The sequence below is a fragment of the Streptomyces sp. XY006 genome, from assembly GCF_002237655.1.
In the GTDB taxonomy this organism is placed as follows: Bacteria; Actinomycetota; Actinomycetes; order Streptomycetales; family Streptomycetaceae; genus Streptomyces; species Streptomyces levis.
Map to the genome: position 1 here is coordinate 38,187 of NZ_NOKT01000020.1, position 17,517 is coordinate 55,703.

Genomic DNA, 17,517 nt, shown 5'->3' on the forward strand with positions numbered 1-17,517 from the left:
GGCGCGGGGAACTGCGCGACCAGCCCCCACCGGCCCGCAGCGAACAACGATGCTCAGACGAGCCCGGCCTCACGGAACGACTCCAGGCTGGGCCGAATGGTCGCCGTGAGCCCCGTGCCCGCCACCGCGTCCAGCGTCTTCAGACCATCCCCGGTGTTGAGCACCACAGTCGTCTTCGTCGGGTCGAGAACCCCGTTCTCGATCAGCTTCTTGGTGACACCCACCGTCACCCCACCGGCGGTCTCCGCAAAGATCCCCTCGGTCCGCGCAAGGACCTTGATCGCATCGACGACCTGCTCGTCCGTCACGTCCTCCACCGCACCGCCCGTGCGCCGCGCGATGTCCAGCACATACGGCCCGTCCGCCGGGTTGCCGATCGCCAGCGACTTGGCGATCGTGTCCGGCTTCTGCGGCCGCACCACGTCGTGCCCGGCCTTGAACGCCGTCGACACCGGCGAGCAGCCGAGCGCCTGCGCGCCGAAGATCTTGTACGGCTTGTCCTCGACGAGCCCGAGCTTGATCAGCTCCTGCAGGCCCTTGTCGATCTTCGTGAGCTGCGAGCCGGAGGCGATCGGCACCACGATCTGGTCGGGCAGCTCCCACCCGAGCTGCTCGCAGATCTCGTACGCCAGCGTCTTGGAGCCCTCGGCGTAGTACGGCCGCAGGTTGACGTTGACGAAGCCCCAGCCCTCCCCGGCCGGGTCGCCGATCAGCTCGGAGCAGAAGCGGTTCACGTCGTCGTAGTTGCCCTCGATGCCGACGAGCTCGCCGCCGTATACCGCGGCCATGACGACCTTGCCCTGCTCCAGGTCGTGCGGGATGAACACGCAGGAGCGGAAGCCGGCGCGGGCCGCGGCGGCGCCCACCGCACCGGCCAGGTTGCCGGTGGAGGAGCAGGAGAGCGTCGTGAAGCCGAAGGCGCGGGCGGCCTCCAGGGCCTGCGCGACGACGCGGTCCTTGAAGGAGTGCGTCGGGTTGCCGGAGTCGTCCTTGACGAAGAGCTTGCCGGCGTCGACGCCCAGCTCGCGCGCGAGGTTGTCGGCCTGGACGAGCTTGGTCCAGCCCGGGTTGAGGTTCGGCTTGTCCGCCACGTCGGCCGGGACCGGCAGCAGGGGGGCGTAACGCCAGATGTTCGCGGGGCCCGCTTCGATCTTCTTGCGCAGCTCCTCGGCGTCGTAGGCCGAGAAGTCGTAGGCGATCTCCAGCGGGCCGAAACACTCCTCGCAGGCGAAGACCGGGCCGAGGGGCACGCGGTGACCGCACTCGCGGCAGCTCAGAGCGGCGGCCGGGCCGAGGTCTACGGTGGAGTTCGTGGTGCTTGCAACAGTCTGCACAGCCATGTGAGGCGAGGCCCTTTCTCCTCATCTTCCTCACGACGCATCTCGCCGTGAGACGGATTTGGCACCTTCCCTAGCCGGGAGCCTCGCGCTGTGGTCGCCAGTGACCTACGAGAACCGACTGGAGGGTTGCCGGGGCTTCATCGGGCCGTTTCCCTCTGCCCCTCTGGATGAGCTGTATGTGGTTGTAAACGACGGCCGACCCCGGACATGCGATGGTCACCCGCGTTGTTCAAGACTGTAACCGACGACCAGGACAGTTGAGATAGTCGTCCGAACCGCGAGACGCGTCACATTCCGTCCCGCCGAGAGAACGCTAAGGAGCCGCCACGGTGCTGGAAGAAGTCGAGCGCTGGCTGAGCACCCGTTCCTGGTCCGCGACCGAGCGTCCGCTCCACCGGATCATGGCCGCCAAGCAGCGCACGGGCCGCACGGTGAGCGTGGTGCTGCCCGCCCTGAACGAGGAGGAGACGGTCGGCGACATCGCCGCCGTCATCCGGCACGACCTGATGCTGCAGGTCCCGCTCGTCGACGAACTGGTCGTCGTGGACTCGGGATCGACCGACCGCACCGCCGAGGTGGCCGCCGCCGCGGGCGCGACGGTGGTGCACCGCGACGCGATACTCCCGCGCGTCCCGGCCGTGCGCGGCAAGGGCGAGGTGCTGTGGCGCTCGCTGCTCGTCACGCACGGCGACATCGTCTGCTTCATCGACGCGGACCTGCGGGACTTCTCGTCCGACTTCGTCTCGGGGATCGTGGGCCCGCTGCTCACCGACCCGGACGTGGCCCTGGTCAAGGGCATGTACGACCGTCCCCTCGGCGGCGCCGCCGGGCAGGGCGGCCGGGTCACCGAGCTGATGGCCCGCCCGCTGCTCAACATGCACTGGCCGCAGCTGGCCGGGTTCGTGCAGCCGCTGGGCGGGGAGTACGCGGCCCGCCGCTCCCTGCTGGAGCAGCTGCCGTTCCCCGTGGGGTACGGCGTCGAGCTGGGCATGCTGGTCGACGCCCTGCACCTGGCGGGCCTCGACGCCCTCGCCCAGGTGGACGTCGGGGTGCGCAAGCACCGGCACCAGGACGGGCAGGCGCTGGGCCGGATGGCCGCCGAGATCTACCGCACGGCACAGCTGCGGCTGGCCCGGGGGCATCTGATCCGGCCGTCCCTGACCCAGTTCGAGCGCGGCGGGGACGGCTTCGAACCGCGCACGTACTCCGTCGACACCGAGGAACGTCCGCCGATGGTGGAGATCACCGAGTACCAGGCCCGGAAGGCGGCCTGACCGGGGCCGTTTTCGGCCGGACGCGGCAGGTCCGTACGTTTGAGCGTTTACAGGCCGGGCTAGGTTGAGGCCTATGGGTTCGACGTACGGTTCTGCACGGGTACTGGTGGCCTCCAACCGGGGCCCGGTCTCCTACACGGTCGGTGAGGACGGTTCGCTGGACGCCAAGCGGGGCGGCGGCGGACTGGTCTCGGGGCTCTCCGCGATCGGCTCCGACGCGGACGCGCTGTGGGTCTGCTCGGCGCTGTCCGACGGCGACCGGGAGGCGGTCCGGCGCGGGGCCGGCGAGGACGGCGTGCGCATGCTGGACATCCCGGCCGACGTGCACGCCGACGCCTACAACGGCATCGCCAACTCGGTGCTGTGGTTCGTGCACCACATGCTCTACCAGACACCGCTGGAGCCGGTCTTCGACGCGGAGTTCCGGCGCCAGTGGGCGTCCTACGAGACGTACAACCGGGCGTTCGCCGAGGCGCTGGCCGAGGAGGCGGCGCAGGGCGCGGTGGTCGTGGTGCAGGACTACCACCTGACGCTGGTGCCGGGCATGCTCCGCGAGCTGCGCCCGGACCTCAGGATCGGGCACTTCTCGCACACGCCGTGGGCGCCGCCCGAGTACTTCCGGATGCTGCCGGACGACGTGGCCGGGCAGGTGCTGCGCGGCATGCTCGGCGCGGACCGGCTGGGCTTCCTCACCCAGCGCTGGGCGGACGCCTTCACCGCGTGCGCGGAGCGGTTCGCGGGCGGGCTCGGCGGCACGCGCATCGGCGTGCACGGGCTGGGCGCCGACGCGGACTTCCTGCGCGAGCGCGCGCACCGGCAGGACGTCGAGGAGCGGATGGCCGCGCTGCGCGAGGAGATCGGCGAGGGCCGGCGCACCATCGTCCGGGTCGACCGCACCGAGCTGTCCAAGAACATCGTGCGCGGCCTGCTGGCCTACCGGCGGCTGCTCCAGGCCCACGGCGAGTGGCGCGAGCGCGTGGTGCACGTGGCTTTCGCCTACCCCTCGCGGCAGGACCTCGCGGTGTACCGGGACTACACGGCCGAGGTGCAGCGCCTCGCGGACGAGATCAACGCCGAGTTCGGCACGCCGGGCTGGACACCGGTCGTGCTGCACGTCAAGGACGACTTCGCCCGCTCCCTGGCCGCCTACCGGCTGGCCGACGTCGCCCTCGTCAACCCCATCCGCGACGGCATGAACCTGGTCGCCAAGGAGGTCCCGGTGGTCTCCGACGGGGGCTGCGCGCTGGTGCTGTCCCGGGAGGCCGGGGCGCACGAGGAGCTCGGCGAGGACGCGATCACGGTCAACCCCTACGACATCACGGGCACGGCCGCCGCCCTGCACGAGGCGCTGTCGATGCGCCCCGAGGAGCGGGCCGAGCGCAGCAAGCGCCTCGCGGCGGCGGCCACGGCGCTGCCGCCGGCGCGGTGGTTCCTGGACCAGCTGGAAGCACTGCAGGGATGAGCGGCCCGATGCCCGCGTCGCAGCCGCTGCCCACGCCCACCACCAAGGCGGGCCTGGAGGGCCTGGACGCCCTGCTGGCCCGCCCCGGCAAGGCCCTGATCGGCCTGGACTTCGACGGGACGCTCGCGCCGATCGTCGCCGACCCGGAGCTGGCCCGGGCCCACGCGGACGCCGTGCCCGCGCTGGCCGCGCTCGCGCCGAAGGTCGCCGCCGTGGCGGTGATCACGGGCCGGCCGGCCGCGGTCGCCGTACGCAACGGCGCCTTCGCCGGCGTACCGGGCCTGGAACACCTGGTCGTCCTCGGGCACTACGGCGCCGAGCGCTGGGACGCCCGCAGCGGTGAGGTGAGCACGCCCGAGCCGCATCCGGGTGTGGCGGCCGTCCGCGCCGAGCTGCCCGGGCTGCTCGACGGCACCGGGACCTTCGTCGAGGACAAGGGCCGGGCCGTGGCCGTCCACACCCGTCGGGCGCCCGATCCGCAGGCGGCCTTCGAGGCCCTGCGCGCACCGCTGACGGCCCTGGCGGACCGGCACGGCCTGATCGTCGAGCCCGGCCGCATGGTCCTGGAACTGCGCCCGCCCGGCATGGACAAGGGCGTCGCCCTGCGCGCCCTCGCCCGGGAGATCGGCGCGGAGTCCGTCCTCTACGCCGGGGACGACCTCGGCGACCTGCCCGCCTACGCGGCCGTCGACGCCCTGCGCGAGGAGGGCACTCCGGGCCTGCTGGTGTGCAGCGGCAGCGACGAGGTGACCGAGCTGCGGGAGCGGGCGGACGTGGTGGTGGACGGCCCGGAGGGCGTCGTGGCGCTGCTGCGCGAGCTGGCCGATCGGATGGGCTGAGCCCTCTCGCCGCCGATCAGCGTTCCGACCGGCGCCGCTCCCGTATCCGCCGCAGCCGGTTGACCGTCACCGGATCGTGGGCCAGGGCCCGCGGGTCGTCCAGCAGGGCGTTGAGGAGCTGGTAGTAGCGCACGGGCGCCAGGCCCAGCTCCTCGCGCACGGCCCGCTCCTTCGCGCCCGGCCCGGGGAAACCGCGGCGCTCCAGCGCGAGAATGTCCAGCTCCCGCCGCCCGAGCCCACCGCCGCCCGTGCCCCCGCCGGCGTCGCTGCCCGCGCTGCTGCCCGCGTCCCTGCCTGCGTCGCTGCCCGCGTCCCCGCCCGCGCCCTTGCCCGCGTCGCTGCCCGCGCTGCCCGCGCCTCCGCCGGCGTCGCTGACCGCGCTGGTACCCGCGTCCCTGCCCGCGTCGCTGCCCGCGCTGCCCGCGCCCCCGCCGCCGCCCCTGCCCGCGCCCTTGCCCGCGCCCCCACCGGCGTCGCTGACCGCGCTGGTGCCCGCGTCCCTGCCCGCGCCCCCGCCCGCGTCCTTGTCCTCGTCCATGGACGGCACCGTAACGCCCGCCACCGACAGGGGGCCTACTCCGCGCTCTCCGCCCGGACCGCCGCCGCCTGGAGGTGGCCGAGGACGCCCGTGGGGCTGCCGCCGGGGGCGACGGCCTTGCCGATCTGCGTCTTGACCAGGGCACTGACGTCGGCCCAGGAGGTCTTGCCGACCGGATACAGCTCCGAGGACAGCAGCTCCTCCAGGAACGGCCTGAGGTGCTTGTCCCGGTCGGCGGCGGTCATGGTCGCCGACGCGGAGGCGGTGACCGGCAGCAGGTCGTACTCGCGGGAGAAGGCCAGCACGTTCTTCTCGCTGTAGACGAAGTCGAGGAAGTCGCCGATCTGGTCGCGGTGCCCGTTCTCGCGGAAGGCCATCATCCAGTCGGCCACACCGAGCGTGGACTTGCTCGGGCCCTCCTTGCCGGGCATGGGCACCATCCCGTACTTCACGCCCTTGTCCCCGGCCATCTTCATCAGGGAGGGGTGGCCGTTGAGCATGCCGACCTGGCCCTTGGCGAAGGCGGCGAACGCGTCGGCCCGGTTGAGCTCGCCGGGCGCGACCGGCCCGGTCAGGTCCTTGCCGACCAGTTCGTCCTTCAGCCAGGTGAAGGTCTCGATGTTCTCCGGGGAGTCGATGCCGTAGCTGTCGACGCTGTCGGTGTAGCCGCCCCCGCCGCTGAGCATCCACTGCATGGTCTCGGCCTGCGCCTCCTCGGGGCCGAGGGGCAGCGCGTAGGGGTACTTCACGCCCTCGGCCTTGAGCGCCTCGGCGGCGTCGGCCAGGTCGTCCCAGCTCTCGGGCGGGGTGACGCCGGCCTTCGCGAAGAGCGTCTTGTTGTAGAAGAGCACGCGGGTGGAGGAGGCGAACGGCATGCCGTACTGCACGCCCTTGACCTGGCCCGCGGAGGCCAGCTGACCGACGAAGTCGGCCTGCACGGGTATGGAGAGCAGCTCGTCGGCCTTGTAGAGCTGGTTCTGCGCCGCGTAGTCCGCGTAGGCGCCGATCTGCGCCATGTCCGGCGGGTCACCGGCCGAGACCATCTCCCGGACCTTGCGGTCGACGTCGTTCCAGGAGTAGACGCTGACGTCGATCGTGACGTCCGGATGGTCGGCCTCGTACTCCGCGGCGAGCTTGTCCCAGTACTTCTTCGAGCTGTTGGCCGCGCTGTCGCCGTAGTCGGCGGCGACCAGCTTCAGGGTGACGTCCCCCGAGCCGCCCGTGACGCCGCAGCCGCCGAGGACCGCCGTCATGCCCAGTGCGGACGCCACCGCGATCGTTCCTGCCATACGCCGACGCTGCACCGCAGTTCTTCCCCAACCCTGGCGTCCCGCACCGCACTCCGGCCCGGTCCGCCACCCGAAACTTTTCGATATCCGGATTAAGGTCTACACCACGTGAGTGGACTAGACCTCTTGCGGGTCCCCGGGTCACACTGTTCTCCGTGAGACATGTCATCGCCCTCGACGTGGGCGGCACCGGGATGAAAGCCGCCCTGACCGGGCCGGAGGGCGAGGTCCTGCACCGGGCCCGCCGGGCCACCGGGCGCGCCCAGGGACCGGACGCCGTGGTCGCCGGCATCCTCGACTTCGCCGCCGAGCTGCGCGCCTACGGCACCGAACGGCTCGGCACGCCCGCGTCCGCCGCCGGCGTGGCCGTCCCCGGCATCGTCGACGAGGCCGAGGGCACCGCCGTCTACGCGGCCAACCTCGGCTGGCGCGACGTCCCGCTGCGCGGCCTGCTGACCGAGCGGCTGGGCATCCCGGTCGCCCTCGGGCACGACGTGCGCACCGGCGGCCTCGCCGAGGGCCGGGTCGGGGCGGGCCGGGGTGCCGACCGCTTCCTCTTCGTGGCGCTGGGCACCGGCATCGCGGGCGCCATCGGCGTCGACGGCCGGGTGGAGGCGGGGGCGCACGGCTTCGCGGGCGAGATCGGCCACATCGTCGTACGCCCCGGCGGGGCCCCCTGCCCCTGCGGCCAGCGCGGATGTCTGGAGCGCTTCGCGTCGGCGGCGGCCGTGAGCGAGGCGTGGGCGGCCGCCTCCGGCACCCCGGGCGCGGACGCGGCGGACTGCGCCAAGGCGGTGGACGCCGGCGACCCCCGGGCCCTCGCGGTCTGGCAGCAGGCCGTGGACGCCCTGGCCGACGGCCTGGTCACGGCCCTGACCCTGCTGGACCCGCGCACGCTGATCATCGGCGGCGGTCTGGCGGAGGCGGGGGACACCCTGTTCACACCCCTGCGGGAAGCGATCCGCAGCCGCATCACCTTCCAGAAGCAGCCGTCACTCGTCCCGGCAGCGCTGGGGGACGGTGCCGGCTGTCTGGGGGCGGGCCTGCTGGCCTGGGATCTTCTGGCATCGACCGACCGTATGGAGGTAACGCCCTGATGGCAGCCCACCCAGGGGCGCGGGGAACTGCGCGACCAGCCACCCACCACCCGCACCCCGCCACGGCCGACCGCCCCACGGTCCTGACCGGCGCGACCGTGGTCCTCCCCACAGGAACCGTCGACAACGGCCGGCTGGCCGTCGACGGCACCCGCATCGCCGCCACCGCCCCCGAGAACGCCCACGTCATCGACGCCACCGGCCACTACGTGGTCCCCGGCTTCGTCGACCTCCACAACCACGGCGGCGGCGGAGCGTCCTTCACCTCCGGCTCGGTCGACGACATCCTCAAGGGCATCCACACCCACCGCCTGCACGGCACGACCACCCTGGTCGCCTCCACCGTCACCGGCGGCATGGACTCCCTCGCCCGGCGCGCGGGCCTGCTCAGCGAACTCGCCGAGCAGGGCGAGATCGCCGGCATCCACTTCGAGGGACCGTTCATCTCCCCCTGCCGCAAGGGCGCCCACTCCGAGGAGCTGCTGCGCGATCCGGACCCCGCGCAGGTCCGCAAGCTGATCGACGCCGCCCGGGGCCGGGCGAAGATGGTCACGCTGGCCACCGAGCTGCCCGGCGGCCTGGACTCCGTCCGCCTGCTCGCCGACCACGGCGTGATCGCGGCCGTCGGCCACACGGACGCGACCTACGAGCAGACGGTCGAGGCCATCGACGCGGGCGCCACCGTCGCCACGCACCTGTTCAACGCGATGCCGCCGGTGGGCCACCGCTCCCCCGGCCCGATCACCGCGCTCCTGGAGGACGAGCGGATCACGGTCGAGCTGATCAACGACGGCACGCACCTGCACCCGGCCGCGCTGCAGCTGGCGTTCCACCACGCGGGCGCCCACCGGGTCGCCTTCATCACGGACGCGATGGACGCCGCAGGCTTCGGCGACGGGCGCTACTGGCTGGGCCCCCTGGAGGTGGAGGTCGCCGACGGCGTGGCCCGGCTGCTGGCGGACGGCACGATCGCCGGCTCGACCCTCACGCTGGACCGGGCCTTCCAGCGGGCGGTCACCGTCGACGGCCTGTCCGTCGAGGACGCCGTGACGGCGCTGTCGGCCACCCCGGCCCGCCTGCTCGGCCTGGACGACACGATCGGCTCACTGGAGCCCGGGAAATCCGCCGACCTGGTCCTGCTGGACTCCGCGTTCGAACTCAAGGGCGTGATGCGCCGGGGCGAATGGGTGGTCGGTCCCCAACTGGGCTGATCCATCCCGCAGTCGGGAGACGGTGGCCGGCTCCAGGACTGGGCCGACCGCCGTCTCTTTGGCATGATCGAGCTTCCGGACCGTTCATGTCAGCCAGCGCATCGGGGGAGGTCGGCCCAGGTGATCCTCACGGTCACACTGAACACCGCTCTCGACATCACCTACCGCGTGGGGTCCCTCAGGCCGCACGCCTCCCACCGCGTCTCCGAGGTGACGGAACGCCCCGGCGGCAAGGGCGTCAACGTCGCCCGGGTCCTGGCGGCGCTCGGGCACGAGGTGACGGTGACCGGTTTCAAGGGCGGGGCGACGGGCCGGGTCGTCCAGGAGAAGCTCGCGGAGGTCCCGCGGGTGGCGGACGCCCTGGTGCCGGTCTCCGGCGCGACCCGCCGCACCATAGCCGTGGTCGACGAACGCACCGGCGACACGACCCAGCTGAACGAACCGGGCCCGGTGATCACCCCCGCCGAGTGGTCGGCCTTCCAGGAGGCCTACGCGGACCTGCTCCACGGCGTCCTTGCGGTGGCCCTGTGCGGCAGCCTGCCGCCGGGCGTGCCGGTGGGCGCGTACGCGGGCCTGGTCCGCACGGCCCGGGCCGCCGGGGTCCCGGTCCTGCTCGACACCAGCGGTGAACCGCTGCGCCGGGGCGTCGCCGCCCGCCCCGACATCATCAAGCCGAACGCGGACGAGCTGGCGGAGCTGACCGGCTCCTACGAGCCCCTGCGCGCCACCCAGGACGCCCGCAGGCGGGGCGCCGGCGCGGTGGTCGCGTCCCTCGGCCCCGAGGGCCTTCTGGCAGCCACCCGCGAAGGCCGCTGGCGGGCCACCCCGCCGGCCCCGGTCCGGGGGAACCCGACGGGCGCCGGCGACTCCGCGGTCGCGGGCCTGCTGTCGGGCCTGGCGGACCACCTCCCCTGGCCGGACCGCCTGACCCGGGCCACGGCCCTGGCGACGGCAACGGTGAGCGCACCGGCGGCCGGGGAGTTCGACCGGGGGCTGTACGAGGAACTGCTGGAGAAGGTGGCGGTGACGGCTGAGGTCACCGCGGCGTGAGCGCGCCGGGCGGGCTCAGTCCTTGACCTGGCCCGCCTTCAGCCGGAGCTGGTCCAGCAGGACGTTGCACTTGTCGCCGGCCTCGCAGGAGACCGTGATCGTGTTCGTGCCCTTGTTCAGGGTCGGCCAGGCGTAGGTCTCGGTCCAGCCCTTGGCGAAGTCGCCGCCCTTGGCGCCGGTGAAGTTGCCCATGTTCAGCTTGCTGCCGAACGGCTTGCCGTTCACGGTCAGCGTCATCTTCTGGTCCTCGTCGACCGTGCTGTACCGGGCGAAGACGGTGTACACACCGTCCTTGGGGACGCCGTTGACGGTCCACGTGACCGAGGAGCCGGGCTGGTTGAGGTTGCCCACGTAGATGCCGCCGTCGGACTGGGCGCCCTGCACGTCCTGGGCCAGTGCCGCGCCACCGCCGAGGCGCAGCGCCTTGGCGTCGATGGTCGGCAGGTCGGCCTCGCTCCCGCCGTCGGCCTTGGTGGCCGAAGGGCTCGGCTTCGACTCCTCGGACTGGGTCGGGGTCGTGCCCGACGCGCCGTCCGACTCGCCCTTGTCCTTGTCGCCGCCGACCATCGCCACGCCGATGCCGATCACGACCGCGGCGACCACCGCGATCGCGCCGATCAGCAGCCCCTTGGTGTTGGGCCCGCGTCCACCCCGGCCGCCGTGACCGCCGTGACCGCCGGACGCCATCGCCGTCTGGGTCGTGGGAGCACCGCCGGGCAGCGTCTCCGGCGCCGCGTAGTGGGCGCTCGGCTGGCCGTACGCGCCCTGCTGCTGCGGAACCTGCCCGTAGGGCGCCTGCTGCGGCTGCTGGCCGTACTGGCGCGTGCCCACCGTCCGCACCCGGTTGACCGAGTTCGGGTAGCCGTAGCCACCGGACGGCGGCTGGGCTCCGTTGGCCTGCCCGTCGGCGTAGAGATAGCCGAACGGGTCGTCGTCCTCGGGCGTGCTCGCGCCGTTGTTGCCGGGCGTCATCCCTTGGTCTCCTCAGTCAGGTGCGGTGCGTGCGGTACGGGTCGTGAGAACGCGAGCCTACCCGCTCCCAGTGACCCAAACAGGTGACTCAGACCGCATCAACTCGCTGACCTGGGGTTCACCCCGCGCGTCTGTGTTGTTTGGGACGAGATCGTTTCTCGACGTACATCCGCTCGTCAGCGGATTTCAACACTTCGTCCGCCGTCATTCCACAGTGTGCCCATCCGATGCCGAAGCTGGCGCCCACGCGGACGGCCCGCCCCTCGGCGCGGATGGGCTGGATGATCTCGTTGCGCAGGCGGACCGCGAGGTCCTGCGCGTCGGCCCGGCCGAGCCCGTCGGCCAGGATGACGAATTCGTCACCCCCGAGCCGGGCGACCGTGTCGCCGTCGCGCACGCCGTTGCTCAGCCGCCGGGCGACCTCGATGAGCACCGCGTCACCCGCGTTGTGCCCGAACCGGTCGTTGATCGACTTGAAACCGTCGAGGTCGCAGAAGAGCACCGCGAGGCCCTTGGTGCCGTCGTCGTGCTCGCCGTCCGGGGCGACGGTGTGGACGTGGTGGTCGTAGGCGTCGTACGGCTCCCCGCCCTGCCGGAAGTCGAACCCGGGCCCCACCACGTCGAAGGCGGGGTGGCCGTAGGCCGCGTCGTGGGACTCGGCGGTGGCGGAGTGCGGGGCGGCTCGCCGGCACAGGCGCGCGGAGAGCCGGGAGCGCAGCTCCGCGGAGTTCGGCAGGCCGGTGAGCGAGTCGTGCGAGGCGCGGTGGGCGAGCTGCAGCTCGCGGCGCTTGCGCTCCTCGATGTCCTCGACGTGCGTGAGCAGGAACCGCGGGCCGTCGGCGGCGTCCGCGACCACGCTGTTGCGCAGGCTGACCCAGACGTACGTGCCGTCCCGGCGGCCCAGGCGCAGCTCGGCGCGGCCGCCCTCGGCCGAGGTCCGCAGCAGCGTGCCTATGTCCTCGGGGTGGACCAGGTCGGAGAACGAGTAGCGGCGCATCGCGGAGGCCGGCCGGCCCAGCAGCCGGCACAGGGCGTCGTTGGTGCGCAGGATCCGGCCGTGCTGGTCGCCGCCCATCTCGGCGATGGCCATGCCGGACGGGGCGTACTCGAAGGCCTGCCGGAAGCTCTCCTCGCTCGCCCGCAGCGCCTGCTGCTCGCGCTCCAGGCGGACCAGGGCGCGCTGCATGTTCGCACGCAGACGCGCGTTGCTGATGGCGATGGCGGCCTGGAAGGCGTACATCTGGAGCGCCTCACGGCCCCAGGCGCCGGGCCGGCGGCCGTTGCGCGGGCGGTCCACGGAGAGCACGCCGATCAGCTCGCCGCACGTACCGCTGCCCTTCGGGGCGGGCGCGTACATCGGCGCGAAGAGCCGGTCGGCCGGATGCCACTCGTCCTCGAAGCGGGGGGCGGGGCCGTCGGTGTACCACTGCGGGACGTCGTCGTCGTCGAGGACCCAGCCCTCGGTGTGCGGTATGAACACCAGGTCGCCCCAGTGCTCACCCATGCCGAGGCGCCGCTCCCAGGAGTCGCGCGAGCCGACGCGGCCGGTGATGAGGGCCTCGGCGGCGGGGTTCCCGGCGAAGGCGGCGACGACCAGGTCGCCGTCCGGCCGTACGAGGTTCACGCACGCCAGCTCGTACCCGAGGGCGGCGACGACGCCCTCCGCGACCGTCTGCAGTGTGTCCGCCAGGCTGCGGGCCGTGTTCATGTCGGCCATGACCTGGTGCAGTTGTCGCAGGGACGCAAGACGGACATAGGGCTCCGACTCGGTCTCCATGCTCGCCCTCCCCCCGAGTACCTCGCAGCGAATCAAGAATCAAGGGTTCTCATCGGCGTACGTCCTGGCAGCTTCCCCGCCACTGAATCACAGCGCGCTGCCCACTCGGTACACAGGGTCAACAATTCCTGCCCCTTGTGACTCAAGTCACAGGTAAACCTGAACAATTGAGTGGAGTTTCTGCGTTCTTCACGTGCGGCTCCCGAACGCAGAGTTTGTCGGGGTGCGCACATGTTTCTCCGGCCCGCTCCCCGCGTCCGTCGCTGGTCCTAGGACCGTGATCGGGCGAGGGCCCGATGCGCGGCGCGCGAGAGGGAGATTAGCGTTTCCGTCGTGCCGAACACTCCCGCTGCCACGTCCCCGATCATTCCGTCGCCCGCCTCCGGGCATGCTGAGGGGGTGAGCAACGACGAGTTCCGCGCCGCCATGTCCCGGCTGGCCTCGGGCGTGGTCCTGGTGACCGCGCAGGAGGCGCCGCTCGACCCGGACGACCCCACGGCGCCCGGCGGCGAGGACGTGGGCATGACGGCCACGGCCTTCATGTCGGTGTCCCTGGACCCGCCCCTGGTGCTGGTGAGCCTGCGCAACGGCTCCCGCATGGACGAGTTGCTGGAGGAGCAGGAGCTGTGGGCGGTCTCGGTGCTGTCCGAGAGCCAGCGGCACATCGCGGGCCGCTTCGCCATGAAGGGCCGCGTCAGCGACCGCCTGCTGTTCGCCGACATCCCGTACACCCGCGGCGAGTACACCGGCGCGCCCCTCGTCGGAGGCGCCCTGGCCGTCCTGGAGTGCCGCACCGAACAGCGCGTGCTCTCGGGCGACCACACCCTGGTGATCGGCCGGGTCCTCACCGCCCGCGTGCCCAGCGCGGAGGGCGGCCCGCTGACGTACTTCCGCGGCCGCTACCGGCAGTTGGGCTGACAGACCGGCCGCAGAAACCGTTCGGCGACCAGCGGGCCGCCCGCCTAGGGTGCGCCCATGACGACGACCGGCCCCCGCCTCGAAGAGATCACCCCGGCCAACCTGGACGCCGCCCTCGGCATCCGCGTCCACGCCGCCCAGGAGCACGCGGTCGCCCCGGTCGTGAAGTCGCTGGCGGAGGCCTATGTGCACCCGGGGGTCGCCTGGACGCGGCTGATCCTCGACGGTGACCGCCCGGTCGGCTTCCTGATGGCCTTCCTCGACATCGACTGGTTCGGCGACGGCAGTGTCCGCCGCTCGGGCCTGTGGCGGCTGAACATCGCGGCCGGTGAGCAGGGCATGGGGTACGGCCGCTTCGCCGTCGAGTCGGTCGCGCGAGAGCTGCGCCGCCGCGGCAGCGAGCGGCTCCACGTCACCTGGCACCCGGGCCCGGACGGACCCGAGGGCTTCTACCTGAGCCTCGGCTTCCGCCCGAACGGCGAGACCAGCGGCGGCGAGACGGTGGGGGTGCTGGAGCTGCGCTAGGGCCTGTCGTTTGGATCACGGCGCAGGGCATCGGCAGCACCTGTCGAACGCCGGTGAGCGGGGCCTGGTGCGTGCAGCTGCAAGGCGGAGGAGGGAGTCGATGCGGAGCATCGGCGAGTGACGACAACGCGGCAGATGTGCGTGCCAGGACCCGCGTCTGCGCCGTGATCCAAACGACAGGGCCTAGCTCCAGCCCTGCGAGGAGCGTCCGCGCTTGGTCTCGGCGCGCTGCTTCTTCTCCCGCAGCCGGCGCTCGTTGATGCCGCGCGGGATACGGGTCGGCTTGCGGGGCTTGGGCGGGGGCGCCGTGGCCTCGGCCAGCAGCGCGGCCAGGCGTACGGCGGCGGCCTCGCGGTTGCGCCACTGGGAGCGGTGCTCGGAGGACCGCACGGTGATCACGCCGTCGGCCAGGCGGCCGGCCAGCCGCTCCAGCGCCCGCCGCTTCCACACCTCCGGCAGCGCCTCGGTCCGCGCCAGGTCGAAACTCAGCTCGACCTTGGAGTCACTGGTGTTGACGTGCTGCCCGCCCGGCCCCGAGGAACGCGAGAAACGCCACATGAGCTCGGCCTCGGGCAGGGAGACGGAGCCGCGGATGACATGAGGACCGGACATGCCGTCCATGTTCCCGCTCCTGTCCGGTCCACGTCACCCGAATATCCGCGAGTAAAGAAAGTAAAGGAGCTGGAACCTCGCGTACCCCTCTCCACGTTCATGGGGGTAGCTGTAGCTTCTGTGCCGCAGCTTCTCTGCAGCACGTAAACGAGGGAAGGGACTCCCAACAATGGCTGTAAGCCTGTCCAAGGGTGGCAACGTCTCGCTCACCAAGGAGGCTCCGGGCCTGACCGCCGTCACCGTGGGCCTCGGCTGGGACGTCCGCACCACCACCGGCACGGACTTCGACCTCGACGCCTCCGCGATCGCGGTCAACAACCAGGGCAAGGTCTACTCGGACGCCCACTTCGTCTTCTTCAACAACAAGCAGACGCCGGACAACTCCATCGTCCACACCGGTGACAACCGCACGGGTGAGGGCGCCGGCGACGACGAGGCGATCAACGTCAACCTCGCCGCCCTCCCGGCCGACATCGACAAGATCGTCTTCCCGGTGTCGATCTACGACGCCGAGAACCGCAGCCAGAACTTCGGCCAGGTCCGCAACGCCTACATCCGCATCATCAACCAGGCCGGCGGCGCCGAGATCGCGCGCTACGACCTGTCGGAGGACGCGGCCACGGAGACGGCCATGGTCTTCGGCGAGCTCTACCGCAACGGCGCCGAGTGGAAGTTCCGCGCCGTAGGCCAGGGCTACGCCTCGGGCCTGGTCGGCATCGCCCAGGACTTCGGCGTAAACGTCTGACCCACACCGAGCCACCGAAGCAAACCCCGGGCCGGAAAACCGGCCCGGGGGGCTTCTCCCTCAGGGACATGGGCGGCTCGTCTTCAGGGACGCGGGCGCTTCTTCCTCAGAGGCCCGGGCGGCCTCTCCCTCAGGACGCGGGCGACTCCTCCTCAGAGGCGCGGGCGGCTTGTCCCTCAGGGACGCGGGCGCTTCCTCCTCAGAGGCCCGGGCAGCCTCTCCCTCAGGGACGCGGGCGGCTCCTCCTCAGAGGCCCGGGCGGCTTCTCCCCAAGGGGCGCGGGGAACTGCGCGACAAGCCCCCACCCACCGGCACCGCACCACGCACCCGAGCCCCCCGGATCCTCGTACCACCGCCCCTCCCCACCCCGCTCAGGCCCTCTCCGGCCTGCCCTCCCCATACAGCCACTCCTCCCAGATCCCCTGGAAATCCACCCCTGGCGCCCGCGACTCCACGTACGCCGTGAAGTCGGCCGTATCGGCGTTCCCGTACCGGTACTCCGCCGCCCACCCCTTCAGAATCCCCCAGAACCTGTCGTCCCCGACGGCCTGACGGACCTTCTGCAGCACCATCGCCCCCCGCCAGTACACGGGCGGGTCGGAGATCCGCGCGGCGCTCGGCGGATCCGCCGGCGGGAACGCCCAGACGGCCTCCCCGGCCTCCCGCGTGGCGAAGTACTCGCCGGAGTACAGCGCGTCGAAGGTCTCCTGCGCGCTCCGCCCGCCGTGCTCCTCCTCCCACAACCACTCCGCGTACGTCGCGAAGCCCTCGTTCAGCCACATGTCCCGCCAGCTGCGTGGCGAGACGGAGTCGCCGTACCACTGGTGCGCGAGCTCGTGGACGAGGAGCGTGATGTCGGGGGCGCCCGGGAAGACCGGCCGGGTCTGGGTCTCCAGCGCGTAGCCGAGGTCGGGCGCGTGGTCCACGATCGCGCCGGTCGAGGAGAACGGATACGGCCCGAACCGCCGCTCCGCCCACCGCAGCACCTCCGGGATCCGCCCCAGCACCGGCCGGCTCGCCTCCGCCTCCGCGGGGTCGACGGCCGTGTAGACGGGCAGTCCGCGTTCGGCCTGGGACCGGCCGGCGCCGAAGCGGCCGATGTCGAAGCGGCCGATGTCGCGGCCGGTGCCGAAGCGGCCGATGTCGAAGCGGCCGATGGCAAGCGTGGCGAGGTAGCTCGCCATCGGCTCGGAGGTCCGCCACTCGAACGTCGTCCGGCCCCGCGCGGTGCTCTCGCCGCGCAACTCCCCGTTGGACACGGCCCGCAGCCCCTGCGGCACGGTCACCGCGAGGTCGTACGCCGCCTTGTCGGAAGGATGGTGATTGCCGGGGAACCACGTCATGGAGCCGGTCGGCTCGCCCAGCGCGAGCACCCCGTCCGCCGTGCGCAGCCAGCCCTCCCGGGAACCGTCCGGGTCGGTGACCGTCTCGGGCGCGCCGGAGTAGCGGACGGTCACCCGGAACGTCTCGTCCCGGTCGACGTCCTCACGCGGCCGGACCGTGAGCTCCTGCCCCGCCCGGTTGAACCGGGCGATCTCATCACCGACGGTGACCTTCTCGACCTCCAGGCCGAGCAGGTCGAGGTTGAAGGCCGAGAGGTCCTGGGTGGCCCGGGCGGTGAGGGTGGCCGTGCCGGTGAGGCGGTGCGCGTCCGGGTCGTAGGCCAGGCGCAGGCCGTAGTGGGAGACGTCGTAGCCGCCGTTGCCCGCCTTGGGGAAGAACGGGTCGCGTACGCCGGAGCCGCCCGGGGTGCCGTGCACTCCGCCCCCGCAGCCGGTGAGGGCGAGGAGACCGGCGAGCAGGGCGGGGACAAGTCGTGCAGATCGGGCCACGCCCGCGATCCTACGGTCGCGTGACACCATCACCTG

16 protein-coding genes and 1 riboswitch are annotated in these 17,517 nt (G+C 72.2%); of the genes, 9 read left to right on the forward strand and 7 right to left on the reverse strand.

The window, feature by feature from the left end:
* Positions 1–53 precede the first annotated feature (53 nt).
* Positions 54–1,340, reverse strand: coding sequence for a threonine synthase (thrC, locus tag CHR28_RS23095; protein WP_094055599.1), 1,287 nt, complete (start codon positions 1,338–1,340; stop codon positions 54–56).
* Positions 1,341–1,358: 18 nt separating this feature from the next.
* Positions 1,359–1,514, reverse strand: a riboswitch (SAM riboswitch).
* Between the two features lie 155 nt (positions 1,515–1,669).
* Between thrC and CHR28_RS23100 the strand changes: the two genes are divergently transcribed.
* The 3 genes from CHR28_RS23100 to otsB all read left to right on the forward strand — a co-directional run bounded on the left by CHR28_RS23100 (position 1,670) and on the right by otsB (position 4,915).
* Positions 1,670–2,614 (forward strand): glucosyl-3-phosphoglycerate synthase, encoded by a 945-nt coding sequence (locus CHR28_RS23100; protein WP_094055600.1) that lies wholly within the window; start codon positions 1,670–1,672, stop codon positions 2,612–2,614.
* Between the two features lie 73 nt (positions 2,615–2,687).
* On the forward strand, positions 2,688–4,076 hold the full coding sequence (locus CHR28_RS23105) for an alpha,alpha-trehalose-phosphate synthase (UDP-forming) (protein ID WP_094055601.1): 1,389 nt from the start codon (positions 2,688–2,690) through the stop codon (positions 4,074–4,076).
* A gap of 8 nt (positions 4,077–4,084) precedes the next feature.
* A complete protein-coding gene (otsB, locus tag CHR28_RS23110; RefSeq protein ID WP_094055602.1) occupies positions 4,085–4,915 on the forward strand; it encodes a trehalose-phosphatase in 831 nt (276 codons plus the stop codon).
* 16 nt (positions 4,916–4,931) lie between these two features.
* Here otsB and CHR28_RS23115 read toward each other — a convergent pair whose 3' ends face one another.
* Together CHR28_RS23115 and CHR28_RS23125 are read right to left on the reverse strand one after the other, a co-directional pair.
* On the reverse strand, positions 4,932–5,135 hold the full coding sequence (locus CHR28_RS23115) for a DUF3263 domain-containing protein (protein WP_094055717.1): 204 nt from the start codon (positions 5,133–5,135) through the stop codon (positions 4,932–4,934).
* A gap of 353 nt (positions 5,136–5,488) precedes the next feature.
* Positions 5,489–6,742, reverse strand: a complete 1,254-nt coding sequence (locus tag CHR28_RS23125; RefSeq protein WP_094055603.1) for an ABC transporter substrate-binding protein — start codon at positions 6,740–6,742, stop codon at positions 5,489–5,491.
* Between the two features lie 155 nt (positions 6,743–6,897).
* Between CHR28_RS23125 and CHR28_RS23130 the strand changes: the two genes are divergently transcribed.
* The 3 genes from CHR28_RS23130 (at position 6,898) to CHR28_RS23140 (ending at position 10,100) form a co-directional block, all read left to right on the forward strand.
* The gene (locus tag CHR28_RS23130; RefSeq protein ID WP_094055604.1) at positions 6,898–7,839 is read left to right on the forward strand and encodes an ROK family protein; all 942 of its coding nucleotides are present in this window, start codon (positions 6,898–6,900) and stop codon (positions 7,837–7,839) included.
* Positions 7,839–9,050, forward strand: a complete 1,212-nt coding sequence (gene nagA, locus CHR28_RS23135; protein ID WP_179272533.1) for an N-acetylglucosamine-6-phosphate deacetylase — start codon at positions 7,839–7,841, stop codon at positions 9,048–9,050. The genes CHR28_RS23130 and nagA overlap by 1 nt, the downstream gene beginning before the upstream one ends.
* Positions 9,051–9,170: 120 nt before the next feature.
* The gene (locus CHR28_RS23140) at positions 9,171–10,100 is read left to right on the forward strand and encodes a 1-phosphofructokinase family hexose kinase (protein ID WP_094055605.1); all 930 of its coding nucleotides are present in this window, start codon (positions 9,171–9,173) and stop codon (positions 10,098–10,100) included.
* 15 nt (positions 10,101–10,115) lie between these two features.
* On the opposite strand, the gene CHR28_RS23145 is transcribed toward CHR28_RS23140, so the two are convergent.
* Positions 10,116–11,072, reverse strand: a complete 957-nt coding sequence (locus CHR28_RS23145; protein ID WP_094055606.1) for a carbohydrate-binding protein — start codon at positions 11,070–11,072, stop codon at positions 10,116–10,118.
* Between the two features lie 118 nt (positions 11,073–11,190).
* A complete protein-coding gene (gene cdgB / locus CHR28_RS23150) occupies positions 11,191–12,849 on the reverse strand; it encodes a diguanylate cyclase CdgB (protein ID WP_094055607.1) in 1,659 nt (552 codons plus the stop codon).
* 333 nt (positions 12,850–13,182) lie between these two features.
* Between cdgB and CHR28_RS23155 the strand changes: the two genes are divergently transcribed.
* Both CHR28_RS23155 and CHR28_RS23160 read left to right on the forward strand, forming a co-directional pair.
* Complete coding sequence (locus tag CHR28_RS23155; RefSeq protein WP_094055608.1) at positions 13,183–13,767, forward strand: flavin reductase family protein; 585 nt, start codon at positions 13,183–13,185, stop codon at positions 13,765–13,767.
* A gap of 57 nt (positions 13,768–13,824) precedes the next feature.
* Entirely contained in the window at positions 13,825–14,292 is a 468-nt protein-coding gene (locus CHR28_RS23160) for a GNAT family N-acetyltransferase (RefSeq protein ID WP_094055609.1), read from the forward strand.
* A gap of 183 nt (positions 14,293–14,475) precedes the next feature.
* Here the strand turns inward: CHR28_RS23160 and arfB are convergent, their stop codons facing one another.
* Positions 14,476–14,913 (reverse strand): alternative ribosome rescue aminoacyl-tRNA hydrolase ArfB, encoded by a 438-nt coding sequence (gene arfB / locus CHR28_RS23165; protein ID WP_094055610.1) that lies wholly within the window; start codon positions 14,911–14,913, stop codon positions 14,476–14,478.
* Between the two features lie 160 nt (positions 14,914–15,073).
* Between arfB and CHR28_RS23170 the strand changes: the two genes are divergently transcribed.
* On the forward strand, positions 15,074–15,649 hold the full coding sequence (locus tag CHR28_RS23170) for a TerD family protein (protein WP_094055611.1): 576 nt from the start codon (positions 15,074–15,076) through the stop codon (positions 15,647–15,649).
* A gap of 371 nt (positions 15,650–16,020) precedes the next feature.
* Here CHR28_RS23170 and CHR28_RS23175 read toward each other — a convergent pair whose 3' ends face one another.
* Positions 16,021–17,511 (reverse strand): M1 family metallopeptidase, encoded by a 1,491-nt coding sequence (locus CHR28_RS23175; RefSeq protein ID WP_256984373.1) that lies wholly within the window; start codon positions 17,509–17,511, stop codon positions 16,021–16,023.
* Positions 17,512–17,517: the final 6 nt, after the last annotated feature.

What these genes read in the sequence shown, in the direction of transcription:
- CHR28_RS23105 (WP_094055601.1), top strand. Translation starts at nt 2,688, where the DNA reads ATGGGTTCGACGTACGGTTCTGCACGGGTACTGGTGGCCTCCAACCGG.
- CHR28_RS23170 (WP_094055611.1), top strand. Translation starts at nt 15,074, where the DNA reads ATGGCTGTAAGCCTGTCCAAGGGTGGCAACGTCTCGCTCACCAAGGAG.
- otsB (WP_094055602.1), top strand. Translation starts at nt 4,085, where the DNA reads ATGCCCGCGTCGCAGCCGCTGCCCACGCCCACCACCAAGGCGGGCCTG.
- arfB (WP_094055610.1), bottom strand. Translation starts at nt 14,913, where the DNA reads ATGGACGGCATGTCCGGTCCTCATGTCATCCGCGGCTCCGTCTCCCTG.
- cdgB (WP_094055607.1), bottom strand. Translation starts at nt 12,849, where the DNA reads ATGGAGACCGAGTCGGAGCCCTATGTCCGTCTTGCGTCCCTGCGACAA.
- CHR28_RS23175 (WP_256984373.1), bottom strand. Translation starts at nt 17,511, where the DNA reads ATGGTGTCACGCGACCGTAGGATCGCGGGCGTGGCCCGATCTGCACGA.
- thrC (WP_094055599.1), bottom strand. Translation starts at nt 1,340, where the DNA reads ATGGCTGTGCAGACTGTTGCAAGCACCACGAACTCCACCGTAGACCTC.
- CHR28_RS23125 (WP_094055603.1), bottom strand. Translation starts at nt 6,742, where the DNA reads ATGGCAGGAACGATCGCGGTGGCGTCCGCACTGGGCATGACGGCGGTC.
- CHR28_RS23145 (WP_094055606.1), bottom strand. Translation starts at nt 11,072, where the DNA reads ATGACGCCCGGCAACAACGGCGCGAGCACGCCCGAGGACGACGACCCG.
- nagA (WP_179272533.1), top strand. Translation starts at nt 7,839, where the DNA reads ATGGCAGCCCACCCAGGGGCGCGGGGAACTGCGCGACCAGCCACCCAC.
- CHR28_RS23160 (WP_094055609.1), top strand. Translation starts at nt 13,825, where the DNA reads ATGACGACGACCGGCCCCCGCCTCGAAGAGATCACCCCGGCCAACCTG.